Raw genomic sequence first — 12,357 nt, 5'->3', positions numbered from 1 at the left:
CAGGCCGTATCTTTTTCTCGCGCGAGGCAAGAGTTACATCCTGCGCCTGGGCCGCGCGACCACTATCAACAGGCTTTCGCCTCGCACTGGCTACGAGCGTCCAGGCTGATGCCAGTGGCACGTTTGCTGCTTCTCTCAAGTTTCGGACTTCAAGGAGCGCACCATGGCACATATGATCTGGAAAGGCGCGATCAGCTTTGGACTCGTGCACGTGCCGGTGCAACTTTACCCGGCGACGCAGTCCGAGAACGCCGGCTTCAATCTGCTCGACAAGCGCTCGATCGATCCAATCGGCTACCGGCAGATCAGCAAGCGAACCGGCAAGGAAGTCACGCGGGAAAACATCGTGCGCGGCTTCGAATATGAGAAGGGCCAGTACGTGGTGCTGTCGGACGCCGAGATCCGCTCGGCGATCCCCGAGTCGACGCAGACGGTCGATATTCTCGCGTTCGTCGAGGCGCCGGAGATCTCGTTTCTGTACCTCGACACGCCGTACTACCTGGCGCCCGATCGCAAGGGCGAAAAAGTCTATGCGCTGCTGCGCGAGGCGATGGCGGCCTCAGGCAAGATCGGCGTCGCTAACGTCGTGCTGCACAACAAGCAGCACCTGGCGGCGCTGGTTCCACTCGGACCTGTGCTTGTGCTGAACACGCTGCACTGGGCCGATGAAGTGCGTCCGTTCGATGAACTGAAGCTGCCGCCCGAGGGTTTGAAATCGGCCGGGGTCACCGCCCGCGAACTAGAGATGGCGAAAAAGCTCATCGACGACATGAGCGACACGTGGGATCCGTCGAGCTATCACAACACCTTCCGCGACGACATCATGGCGCTGGTCGACAAGAAGGTTCGCACGGGCAAGACAGAGGAAATCGGCGCGGTTGAAAAGGAGGCCGCACCGCGCCGGTCGGCGGATATTCTCGATCTGTCGGACCTGCTGAAGCGCAGCCTGGGGCGCGGCAAGAGCAAGGCGGCCGCGCGCGGCGATGACGACGGGGAAGCGGAAACTTCAACCCGCCGAAAGGCGAAGACGGTCCGCCGCGCCCGTCGCGATACCGGACCGAAGGATGCGCCGCCACGCAGGCGTCGGGCAGCTTGAGGGCGCACATGGGTACACCTCGGCACATACTCACGTATACGCAACGCACGCGTGACCGGGCACAAGCGAGCCGGACAATGACCGACAGACTCGAAAACTACCACCGCAAGCGGCGCTTTAACGAGACGCCCGAGCCATCCGGCGCCGGTGCGAAAAAGCGTGCGCCTGCAGGCGAGCCGTCGCGACAGATCGCGCATGCGCTCTCATATGTCATCCAGGAACACCACGCGCGTCGTCTGCATTACGACTTCCGTCTGGAACTCGACGGCACGCTGTTGTCGTGGGCGGTGCCGAAAGGGCCGAGTCTCGATCCGTCGGTAAAGCGGCTGGCTGTGCATGTCGAAGACCATCCGCTCGAGTACGGTTCGTTCGAGGGTGAGATCCCGCAAGGCAATTACGGTGCGGGCAGCGTGATCGTCTGGGATCGCGGCACGTGGGAGCCCATCGGCGGCGAAGCGCATGTGCGCGAAATGTACAAGGCCGGCAAACTGAAATTCACCTTGCATGGCGAGAAACTGCACGGCAACTGGATGCTCGTGCGCAGCCATATGCAAGGAACCGGCGACAAAGAGCAGTGGCTTCTCATCAAGGAACGCGATGAAGCGGCTCGTAGCGAAAGCGAGTTCAATGTGCTTGCCAGACTTCCGGGCAGCGTGCTCGATGGCGGCGCGAACCCGACGAAAGAGAACAAGGCTGAAGTGAAGAAGCCACCCGTGGCAAGGAAGCGGGCGAGCGCAGCCGATTCGACAAAGACCGACATCGTCGCTACACGCAGTTCTCAGTCCCTGCGCGAACTGGCTGTTTCGCCGGCAATCGCGGGTGCGGTCAAGGCACCCCTTCCTGCGACCTTGAAGCCGCAGCTCGCGACGCTCGTCGACAGCGCGCCATCAGGTGGCGACTGGTCGTACGAAATCAAGTTCGATGGCTATCGCGTGCTGGCGCGCATCGACCGTCATGCGAAGAAACAGCAGACGCACCTTTTCACGCGTGCCGGCAACGACTGGACCGCTAAATTCCGCAAGCAGGTCGATCCACTCGATCAGCTCGACATCGATTCCGCGTGGCTCGACGGTGAAGCCGTGGTGCTGGACCGCAACGGCGTGCCGAGCTTCCAGGCGCTGCAAAACGCCTTCGATGCCAATCGTCCTCAGGACATCGTCATCTACCTGTTCGACATCCCGTTTCTGAACGGCTACGACCTGCGCGGCGTGCCGCTCGTGCAACGTCGCGCGATCCTGCGCGCGCTGCTTGAGCCGCTCGAAAGTGACATCCTGCGTTTCTCCGATGACTTCGCTTTCTCTGCCGACGGCCTGCTGAAAAGTGCCGGCGAGATGGGCCTCGAAGGCATCATCGGCAAGCGCCGCGACAGCGTCTATGCATCGGGCCGTACGGCGGCATGGATCAAACTCAAATGCCGACGTCGCCAGGAATTCGTGATCGGCGGCTATACCGAGCCGGCGGGCAGTCGCACAGCCTTCGGTGCGCTGCTGCTCGGCGTGTATGACGGCAAGGGCAAGCTGCAGTATGCGGGCCGCGTCGGCACCGGCTTCAATGCCGCGCTGCTGAATTCGCTGAAGAAGGAACTCGACGCGCGTGAAACGTCGCGCATGCCGTTTGCCAGCGCACCTGATGAACGCAGCCGTACACCTGTGCACTGGGTAAAGCCGGAACTGGTAGCCGAATGCGATTTCGCCGAGTGGACCGACGAGGGGAGTGTACGGCAGGCATCGTTCGTCGGCCTGCGCCGCGACAAGCCGGCGCGGCAGATCGTGAAGGAAGCGCCGCGCAAAGGAGACGACGTGCAGCAGACTATCAACGACACCATGCAGGACCCGTCAACTCCGAAGCAGCGCGCGACGAAGCGGGTAGCCGGAGATTCAGGCGCGTCGGGCGAAGCCGCACGTGCGGCAAAATCTGCCAGGCCGGCGACCTCTAGCGGCAAGGATGCTGCCGTTCAGTCAGGCGCGTCGAAAGCGGGCAGTGCGACCGTCGCCAGCGTGCGTGTGTCGCATCCCGACCGCGTCATCGACAGGAGCACCGGCACGCGCAAGATCGATCTCGTGCGCTATTACGAGTCGGTCGCCGACTGGCTGCTGCCGCATCTAAAGGACCGTCCCGTATCACTCGTGCGAGCGCCGGAGGACATCGGCGGCGAACTGTTTTTTCAGAAGCACAGCCAGAAACTGTCCATTCCGGGCGTCACGCAACATCCCGATCTGGATCCGGGCCATCCACCACTGATTACGATCGACAGCCTGAAGGCGCTCATCGGCGCCGCGCAGATGGGCACCATCGAACTGCACACCTGGAACGCACTCGCTTCGAGCATCGAGAAGCCCGATCGCATGGTATTCGACCTCGACCCCGATCCATCGCTTGGCTGGAAAAGCATGATCGAAGCCGCCCAGCTGACCCGTTCGCTGCTCGAGGAACTGGGACTCGTATCGTTCTGCAAGACGAGTGGCGGCAAGGGTCTGCATGTCGTCGTGCCGCTTGCGAAGCAGGCTGGCTGGGACGAAGTGAAGGCGTTCTCTCAGGCGGTCGCGCAGCACATGGCGACGACGCTGCCGACACACTTCGCAGCGAAGATGGGGGCGCAGAACCGCAAGAAGAAAATCTTCGTCGACTATCTGCGCAACAACCGCGGGTCCAGCACGGTCGCCGCCTGGTCGACGCGCGCGCGGCCGGGACTTGGCGTGTCCGTGCCACTGACGTGGGAGGAAGTGCCTGCCACGAAGGCCGGCGATCAATGGAACATCGCGAACCTGCACGAGCGGCTCGACGGGCTAAAGCAGGACCCGTGGGCCGCGTATGCGAAGACCCGCCAGCGCATCACCGCTGCCATGAAAAAGCGGCTGGAGAAAGCGGAGCCGGAATGAACGTCTTCTTTCGCCATGACTCATCCGAACGAGAGGACTACGATGAAAACGTCACCGCAGAAAGCGTCGACGGGCCACGAGCGTGAAATGGCAACAAGGCGCGAGCGAGATCCATCCACGAGGCATGCCAGCCTGCCGACCGACGACGCTGCGCCGCTGCCGCACGAATCCGACCAGAACCCGCAAGCGCAGCACGATGAGGCCCCGCATCGGGTGGGCAAGCAGGCGCACCGCGACGTCGAGCGCGGATTGACGGACACCGACCGGCGCGGCGGCGACGAGTATCAGCGGCGCACACAGGACGATGCGCATACGAATGAGAACTCGGCGTCGAAGTCAGGAGGCGGCTCGCGTCGCAAACATTAGCGCGCAGGTTCGGCGTTGATGCGGTCGTGTGCGGCTGACCTGCTTCAGCATGGCTTAAGCAGGTCAGCCGCAACCCGGCTCCCGATCCCAATACGGCGGATCGCCGAAGTATGCGGCGAGAAAATCGGTGAACGCGACGGTTTTCGGCGGCACAAACGCGCGGCTCGGATAGACCGCCCAGATCGCGACGGTTTCCGCGAGCGGGTAGCTGTCGAGCACGGTGACCAGCTGCCCGCCACGAAGATAGGGCGCGACGTCCCACGTCGACTTCAATGCGATGCCGAAGCCCGCGAGCAGCGCGTCGCGGATCACCTCGCCGTTGTCGGTCACGAGCCGGCCGTCGACCCGCACGCTGACAGGCCCCGCTGGCGTGACAAATCCCCAGTCGCGTTGCTCCGAAAGGATGATGCACTCGTGATCGACGAGATCCGTGGGATGGCGCGGCGTGCCGCGCGCGGCGAGATACGCTGGCGAACAGCAGATCACGCGTCGGTTCACTGCGAGCCGTCTTGCGACCAGCGACGAATCCTTCAAGGCCCCGATGCGGATCGCGACGTCGATCCCGGCGTCGACGAGGTCGACCAGATGATCCGACAGACGCAGATCGACAGCGACACCGGGGTAGCGCCGCAGGAATTCGGCGATCACCGGTGACACGTGTTGCCGCCCGAACGAAGAAGGCATCGAAACCCGCAGCCGTCCTTGCGGGGCGGCCTGCGCACGGCCGACCGAGCCGCGTGCGGCATCGGCGGCTTCGAGCAGCGCGACGGCGCGCGTCATGAACACTTCACCGTCCTGGGTGAGGCTGATGCGACGGGTTGTCCGATGCAGGAGACGCGCACCAAGCAGGTGCTCAAGACTGGCGATACGCGCGCTCGCCACTGCCGCCGACACCCCGCACTCACGCCCCGCCGCTGACACGTTGGCGAGCTGGGCGGCACGCACGAACAGCGCGACATCAAGCAGATCGAGCCGGTCACGGCCGGCACCGGTAGACGAAACGGTCATTCTTCGGAAAATCAGAAAGATGTTTCAGTCATTATGACTGTTTCGCAAGAAGACAGAACGACCTACGATGGCATGAGTCCGACCGGATACAAAGCTTCCAGTGAGCGGAGCGCCATGCCGTTCGTCATGTTTCCAATTTGCCTCAACACTTGCTTCAAGGAATCAGGAGTCTTTCATGAAAGCCGTAGGTCTTTATCGCTATTTGCCCATCGAGAACCCCGAAGCGCTGCTCGACGTCGAGATCGACAAGCCGGAAGCGACCGGCCACGATCTGCTCGTCAAGGTGGAAGCGATTTCGGTGAATCCGGTCGACTACAAGGTTCGCTCGCCGAAAGAGCAAACCGAAAAAACTCCGCGTGTGCTCGGCTGGGACGCGGCCGGCACAGTGGCCGCGGTCGGTCCCGACGTGACGTTGTTCAAGCTCGGCGATCCAGTGTTCTATGCAGGCAGCATCACGCGACCGGGTGCGAACAGCGAGTATCACCTCGTCGACGAACGGATCGTCGGCCGCAAGCCGGCATCGCTCGATTTCACGCACGCCGCTGCGCTGCCGCTCACTGCCATCACTGCGTGGGAAGCGCTCTTTGCGCGGCTCGGCGTGTCGCCGCAGGGCGCCGATGAAGGGCGTTCGGTGCTGATCATCGGCGGCGCCGGCGGGGTGGGCTCGATCGGCATCCAGCTCGCCAGACAGCTCGGGAAGCTGAAGGTGATCGCGACGGCGTCGCGGCCCGAATCGGCGAAGTGGGCGACCGAACTGGGTGCGAACCACATCGTCGATCACTTCAAGGACATCCCGGCACAGCTGAAGGCGCTCGGTATCGAGCAGGTCGATTACGTGCTGATGTTCAACGACACGGACAGGCATTTCCCGGCGGCAGCCGCTGTCATCAAACCGCAAGGCGGAATCTGCACGATCGTCGAAAACGAACGGCCGGTCCCCGTCGAATTGCTGAAGGCGAAGAGCGCCGCGTTTCATTGGGAATTCATGTTCACACGCTCGATGTTCGGCACGCCGGACATGATCGAACAGCACAAGCTCTTGACCGAGGTCGCGCGCCTCGTCGACGCGGGCACGCTGCGCACGACAGTGGGGCAGGATCTTGGGCGAATCAACGCGGAGAACGTGCGGCGCGCGCATCGTCTGCTCGAGGAAGGAAGGGCGATCGGCAAGCTCGTGTTGACGGGTTTCTGAGCGCGCCGGTAGCGGAAATGGGGGCTTCAGCGTGAGCGCAGAAGCCGCGTGAGCGGGCCCGTCGATGACGCGCCCGGTCGTTTGCGACGAGGCCGGAGAGAAAAATCACGGCAGCAGAAACGCTGTTGTTGCAAGCGGGTTAACACCCGATCCGAGCGAGGCCCGCATGACGCCGCTTGGCGTTAGACTGACAGTGCATCGCGCAAAAACAGCTGCGCGGCCCGCGTCCTGGGTGCGCAGCGGCACAACAACGAGGTGACGTTATGAGCCCCAGCTTTAAATGTTTCGCCGTTTCTGTTGCTGCTTCTGTCGTATGCGGGTTTGCGACGCTGTCGCAGGCCGCGACGCCCATCACGGTAACGTCGCAGGCCGCCACCGACGGCCCGATCAAGTACACCGTCAAGATCACGTCGAAGCAGTTCGGCAATGCGCAGGAGACGCGCCAGATCCGCTCCGGCGAGTCGGACGACTACACGTGGAAGACAGTGCCGCCAGGCGGCCCGGTGCCCGGCACCGACCAATGCCCGAACTATTCGTCGCTGCCCCTCGATGCGAACGGCGCGATGATTCGCCAGATGCAGGTACGCCTCGCCCCGGTGGTCGATGCAAAAGGCACGGCGACGGTTCAGATGAGCTTCCAGGCCCAGACGCCGCATGGTACGAAGACCGTCACCGCCAATGGCCAGAGCCTCAAGTGTCCGAACGATGTCTCGCTCAGTCAGATCGTCCGTTTCACGTTGCCGACCAACGGGTCCACGAAAACGCTCACATTGAGCGACGGCACGCAGGTCGCGGTCACGGCGCGCCGGTGATTCGTGGCGCATAGTCGGGTCCGCTGACGGGCGAGGCCCTCAGCGGCTCGCCTTGGTTTGCCGCTCCACCAGCCGCGATGCGAGAAAGCGGTGCTCCGCGGAAAAGAGCCGTCGATACGTGAGCAGCACCGCGCCGACGGTCCCCAATGCCGAGGACGCCGCGATCAGAAACATGATCACGATCTGATAGCGCACCGCCTGTAGCGGCGACTGACCGGCCAGCACCTGGCCGGTCATCATGCCGGGCAGACTCACGACGCCGACGACGGCCATCTGGTTCAGCGTCGGAATCATTCCCGCGCGCACGGCCTGGCGCGCCGGGCCCTGCGCCGCTTCCCAGCGCGTCGCGCCGAGCGCAAGCGCCATGTCGACGCGGTCGCGCCGCGCAGTCAGCTCTTCGGTCATCCGCTCGATGCCAAGCGATACGCCGGTCAGCGTGTTGCCGAGGATCATCCCGAGAATCGGAATCGCGTATTGCGGCTCGTACCACGGATGAATGCGGATCACGACGAAGAGCCCCACCGCCGCGACGAGCCACGAACTCATCCAGATCGACAGGATGCTGTCCGCACGTTGTCCGGCATACGTGCGCGCGCCGCGCTGAGCGCCCGCGAAGCCGGCGATCAGGGTCATCAACACCATCAGCGGCAGCACGACGAACCAGCGGTCGTACGCGAAGACCCAGCCGAGCACGTAGCCGATCGCGAGCAACTGAACGACGGTGCGCACGGCGGCCCACGCGAGCTTGCGTTCGAGATCGAGCTTGAGCAGCACCGACAGCGCGCCATTCACGACGATCAGCAGCGCCGCAATGCCGACGTCCCACAGGCTCAGGTTCTGGAGTCCCTGGTTCATTGCGCGCGCTCCTGTGAGCCGTTGCCGTTATCCGGGGCAGCCATGGCGGACGCCGCAGCGCGCTCGCTGAGTACCCCGGCACGCATCGTCAGATGCCGCCTGCTCATGCGTTCAGCCTGTGCCAGATCATGTGACACCCACATCGAAGCACGCTGACCCTCGCCTGCGCTGAACCACGCGTTCACCAGTCCTTCGATGGCGAGCGTCGATTCCGGATCGAGCGATGCCGTCGGCTCATCGAGCAGCAGGACTTCCGGCGACAGTTGCAGCACCCGGATCAATGCCGTGATCTGTGCTTCGCCGCCGGACAGTTCGCTCGCGTGTTTCTCAAGAAAATCACTACTTCGGCCGGCCTGCGCCGCAAACGACGCGGCCCGTCCGCGATCGAACGATACATCGCGGTAGGCGCGCAGCGTGAACGGGTAGCGAAGATTGTCCTCGACCGTGCCGTCGAGGATCGCAGGGCGCTGGCGGATATACGCGACATTGCGCCGGTAGCGCGAAATGGTTGCGCGCGCGACGGGCTTGCCGTGCCACAGGATGCGTCCGCCGTCGAGCGGGTCGAGCAGCGCGAGCGTGCGCAGAAAAACACTCTTGCCGGACCCGGACGGACCGGTGATCGCGACACGGTCGCCGGCAGACAGGACGAAGCGGGTCGGCTGAAGCAGGATCTGCCCGCGCAGCGCATCGCGACGGGAGATGTCCTGTGCATCGACGATGGGAATGGCCGTCATGGTTGGGGTCAAGGCGAGTCGAAGGTGAGTCGAAGGTGTCGAGGCCGGTGAATGCCAGTAAAAGCGGGTGAACGCCGATGAGCGCAGACGAAAGCAGGCTAAGTGCAGATCAGGCGCATGTGGCAGTGCGTCATAATAGACGGCCTTGGCCGGGCATGGCATGTGCTGCGGCACAATCAAGAGAAATGCACTGGAGCACTCATGGCGTTATCGCGGCGCATCGGAAAAATTATCGCGTGGCTGGTGGCGACTATCGCTGTCCTCATCGCAGCCGTGGTCATCTTCATCCTGGCGTTCGACTGGAATCGCGCCCGTCCGTATATCAACGACAAGGTCAGCCAGGCGATCGGCCGGCCGTTCGCTATCGAGGGCGATGTCAAGGTGGGCTGGCGGCATCCCGTTGGTGAGACCGGCTGGAACGCCTGGCTGCCCTGGCCCCGGTTCTCGGCGACCAACATCACCGTCGCCAATCCGGACTGGACGAAGCAGAAGCATTTCGCCACGCTCGACGAAATCGATTTTCAGGTCAAGGTGTTGCCGCTCCTCGCACACGACATCGTGATCCCGGCGATCAATCTGGTGAATCCGTCGGTCTATCTCGAGCGGCTCGTCGATGGGCGCAATAACTGGACGTTCAAGTTTGCTTCCTCATCAGGGCCATCCGAATGGAAGCTCGATCTGCACGATATCCAGTTTGCCAAAGGCAATGTCGCGTACTCCGATGAGCAGAAGAAGACCGACGTGCAGGTAGCCGTCGATACGCTCGGCCAGCCGGTGCCCATCGGTGACGTGATGAAGGCGCAGGAAAATGCGTCGCGCAGTGCGTCGGCGCAGGTCGTCGGCAAAGAAGGTGCGAGCCGCCTCGCGAAGCAGGCGGAGGCGGCGGCAGCGTCGGAGGCGGCTGGCGCATCGGCTGCTGCGGCCTCAGGCGCGGTGGGCGGATCGGATACGGTTGCGCAGGGGGCTTCCGCGGCTTCTGCAAGCGCAGCGGTCGTCGCAAGCGCGCCGGCGGCCAGCGTGCCCGCGACAAGCGCTGTCGCCGTGACGCCTGAGACGAAGCAGGTTCCGCTATACGGCATCGGCTGGACGGTGAAGGGCACTTACAATCGCACGGCGCTGTCGGGCAGCGGTAAGGTGGGCGGCGTGCTTGCGCTGCAGGATGCCAACCGTCCGTTCCCCGTGCAGGCCGACGTGAAAGTGGGTGATACGCGAATCGCGGTCGTTGGCACGGTCACGGATCCCGCGCACCTGGCCGCAGTCGATCTGCGCCTGTGGCTCCAGGGGGCCAGCATGGCGCATCTGTATTCGCTCACGGGCGTCACGCTGCCGGAGACCCCACCGTACGCAACCGAGGGACACCTCATCGGGCAGTTCAAGCGGAACGCCAGTGTCTTCAAGTATGAAAATTTTACAGGGCGGGTGGGCGAAAGCAACCTGAATGGCTCGCTGACGTATTTCGCGCGCGAGCCGCGCCCATTGTTGCAGGGCGAACTGGTGTCGAACCTGCTGCAGTTCTCTGATCTCGCGCCGATCATTGGCGCCGATTCGAGCGCCAGCAAGGCGAAGCGCGGTGACGCGGCACAACAGCCGTCGGACCGCGCGTTGCCGGTCGAGGAATTCCGCACCGATCGCTGGAATGCGATCGACGCCGACGTGAAGTTCACTGGACGCCGGATCATCAAGGATCCGAGCCTGCCGATCACCGACCTGTACACCCATGTCGTGATGACGGATGGCGTGCTGTCGCTGCAGCCGTTGACATTCGGCGTGGCGGGCGGGACGCTTGCGTCCGATATCCATCTCGACGGCAGCGCCAGGCCGTTGAAGGGCCGCGTCGCGACCGAGGCGCGGCATCTGAAGCTCAGGCAGCTGTTCCCGAACGTGAAGACGATGCAGACCGCGCTGGGCGAAGTCAACGGCGACGCCGCGCTTTCCGCAACCGGCAATTCGCCTGCGGCGCTGGCGGCCACCTCGAACGGCGAAGTGAAGGCGCTCATCACGGATGGCACCGTCAGCCGTCTGTACATGGAAGCCGCCGGTCTGAACGTGGCGAACGTCGTCTATGAGAAGCTCTTCGGCAACCGGGACGTGAAGATCAACTGCGCAGCGGCCAATTTTGTCGCGACGAACGGTGTGCTGGATTCGAAAGTCTTCGCGCTCGACACCGACGATGCTGTCATCAACATGGACGGCCACATCGATCTGCGCGACGAGTCCATGGATCTCAACATTCATCCGCACACGAAGGGCTTCCGCGTCTTTACGCTGCGCTCGCCGCTCTACGTGAAGGGCACGTTCAAGGACCCGCGTGTCGGCGTGAATGCGGCGGCGCTGGCGGTGCGCGGCGGTGCCATCGTGGGGCTGGGGCTCATCAATCCGTTTGCCGCCCTGATTCCGCTGATCGCGCCTAGCAATAACAAACCATTGCCCTGCGACGAGCTGCTCGGGCATATGAGGACACAGCCCAAGGCGCCACCGGCAGGGCAGAAGATGACCACGTCGCGCAGCGCCGACGCCGCTGCCTCGGCCATCAGCGGCGCGAAGCGTCCCACCGCGACGAAACCGGCGCCCGTCACGTCGCCGTCGTCGGAGACCGCTGTGCAATATAAGGGAAGCTGACGCCAGGCAAAGCTGACGCCAGACAAAGCTGACGCGTGGTGAAGCCGACACACGAAAGCGGCGGAGCATCACTGCTCCGCCGTCGAAGATAAAGGTTATCGCAAGGGATTAACCTGAGAATTACCGAAGCGACCGCGGGGCTGCATCGCCTGCCGCGTCCTGTCTGCGAACGCCGCGTCGCGCACCAGCCGCGGCCTTGGCCGCACCGAACTCGGGCAGGATCCGCGCTCGTGCACGGCTTGCGAACACCAGGAAACCGAAGCCGTTGGCTTCATACCAGTAGCCGCCGTTCTCGAGTCCATCGAGCGGCTGCTCCAGCGCGTTCGCAATCGACTCGATACAGCGACGACGTAGTTCGGCGATCTCGGGATAAGGCGGATGCGCGCCGCGCACGCTGCACAGCAGCACATCGAGCCCTGGAAGAACATGAGCGTAGAGCACAGGCTCATCTTGCGCACGGGCCCGCGCGATCTTCGTGTCGAGCTGGCCGAACGGCTTGAAATGCCGTAGCACGGCGAGAAACGACTCATCGCCGTCCGCCTTCGCGCGCCTACGCTTTTTCGGGAAGGACATAAAAATTCGCCTGAAAAAGAATTGCAAGAAACGCAGCGTCCTCATGCGACCACTCCCGGCTTCGCGCGCCGCACGTCGATCTTTTATAGCATACGGTGATGTCGGATTCACGGTGATTCGACGGTTCGTCTGCCTCACACCACCCGCACGATTCATGCCGTATTTGCTCGCCGCGCGCTTTCGCATCTCCGAACATCTAACTCCATAATAGACTCAGCCGCCG

General features: G+C 63.3%; 10 protein-coding genes. 6 read left to right on the top strand and 4 right to left on the bottom strand.

Features of this window, described 5'->3' with window-relative positions:
- Window positions 1–163: 163 nt before the first annotated feature.
- The 3 genes from B0G77_RS18170 to B0G77_RS18160 all read left to right on the top strand — a co-directional run bounded on the left by B0G77_RS18170 (window position 164) and on the right by B0G77_RS18160 (window position 4,341).
- Window positions 164–1,096 (top strand): Ku protein, encoded by a 933-nt coding sequence (locus B0G77_RS18170; RefSeq protein ID WP_133663355.1) that lies wholly within the window; start codon window positions 164–166, stop codon window positions 1,094–1,096.
- 77 nt (window positions 1,097–1,173) lie between these two features.
- Window positions 1,174–3,975, top strand: a complete 2,802-nt coding sequence (gene ligD, locus B0G77_RS18165) for a DNA ligase D (RefSeq protein ID WP_133663354.1) — start codon at window positions 1,174–1,176, stop codon at window positions 3,973–3,975.
- A 42-nt stretch (window positions 3,976–4,017) separates the two neighbouring features.
- On the top strand, window positions 4,018–4,341 hold the full coding sequence (locus tag B0G77_RS18160) for a hypothetical protein (protein WP_133663353.1): 324 nt from the start codon (window positions 4,018–4,020) through the stop codon (window positions 4,339–4,341).
- 63 nt (window positions 4,342–4,404) lie between these two features.
- Here B0G77_RS18160 and B0G77_RS18155 read toward each other — a convergent pair whose 3' ends face one another.
- Window positions 4,405–5,349 carry a LysR family transcriptional regulator gene (locus B0G77_RS18155; protein WP_133663352.1) on the bottom strand — a complete coding sequence of 315 codons (945 nt, stop codon included), beginning with the start codon at window positions 5,347–5,349 and terminating at the stop codon, window positions 4,405–4,407.
- A 175-nt stretch (window positions 5,350–5,524) separates the two neighbouring features.
- On the opposite strand from B0G77_RS18155, the gene B0G77_RS18150 reads away from it, so the two are divergent.
- Together B0G77_RS18150 and B0G77_RS18145 are read left to right on the top strand one after the other, a co-directional pair.
- A complete protein-coding gene (locus B0G77_RS18150) occupies window positions 5,525–6,541 on the top strand; it encodes a zinc-binding alcohol dehydrogenase family protein (RefSeq protein ID WP_133663351.1) in 1,017 nt (338 codons plus the stop codon).
- A gap of 263 nt (window positions 6,542–6,804) precedes the next feature.
- Window positions 6,805–7,353 carry a DUF6013 family protein gene (locus B0G77_RS18145; RefSeq protein WP_133663350.1) on the top strand — a complete coding sequence of 183 codons (549 nt, stop codon included), beginning with the start codon at window positions 6,805–6,807 and terminating at the stop codon, window positions 7,351–7,353.
- Window positions 7,354–7,392: 39 nt separating this feature from the next.
- Here B0G77_RS18145 and fetB read toward each other — a convergent pair whose 3' ends face one another.
- Together fetB and B0G77_RS18135 are read right to left on the bottom strand one after the other, a co-directional pair.
- On the bottom strand, window positions 7,393–8,208 hold the full coding sequence (gene fetB, locus B0G77_RS18140) for an iron export ABC transporter permease subunit FetB (protein WP_133663349.1): 816 nt from the start codon (window positions 8,206–8,208) through the stop codon (window positions 7,393–7,395).
- Entirely contained in the window at window positions 8,205–8,942 is a 738-nt protein-coding gene (locus B0G77_RS18135; RefSeq protein WP_133663348.1) for an ATP-binding cassette domain-containing protein, read from the bottom strand. Before B0G77_RS18135 ends, fetB begins: the two co-directional genes overlap by 4 nt.
- A gap of 201 nt (window positions 8,943–9,143) precedes the next feature.
- Between B0G77_RS18135 and B0G77_RS18130 the strand changes: the two genes are divergently transcribed.
- A complete protein-coding gene (locus tag B0G77_RS18130; RefSeq protein WP_133663347.1) occupies window positions 9,144–11,561 on the top strand; it encodes an AsmA family protein in 2,418 nt (805 codons plus the stop codon).
- Between the two features lie 120 nt (window positions 11,562–11,681).
- On the opposite strand, the gene B0G77_RS18125 is transcribed toward B0G77_RS18130, so the two are convergent.
- On the bottom strand, window positions 11,682–12,179 hold the full coding sequence (locus tag B0G77_RS18125) for a hypothetical protein (RefSeq protein WP_133663346.1): 498 nt from the start codon (window positions 12,177–12,179) through the stop codon (window positions 11,682–11,684).
- Window positions 12,180–12,357: the final 178 nt, after the last annotated feature.

The organism is Paraburkholderia sp. BL10I2N1 (genome assembly GCF_004361815.1).
GTDB lineage: Bacteria > Pseudomonadota > Gammaproteobacteria > Burkholderiales > Burkholderiaceae > Paraburkholderia.
The sequence above is the reverse complement of the archived record's forward strand: the minus strand, read 5'-3'. Positions and strand labels throughout refer to the sequence as shown.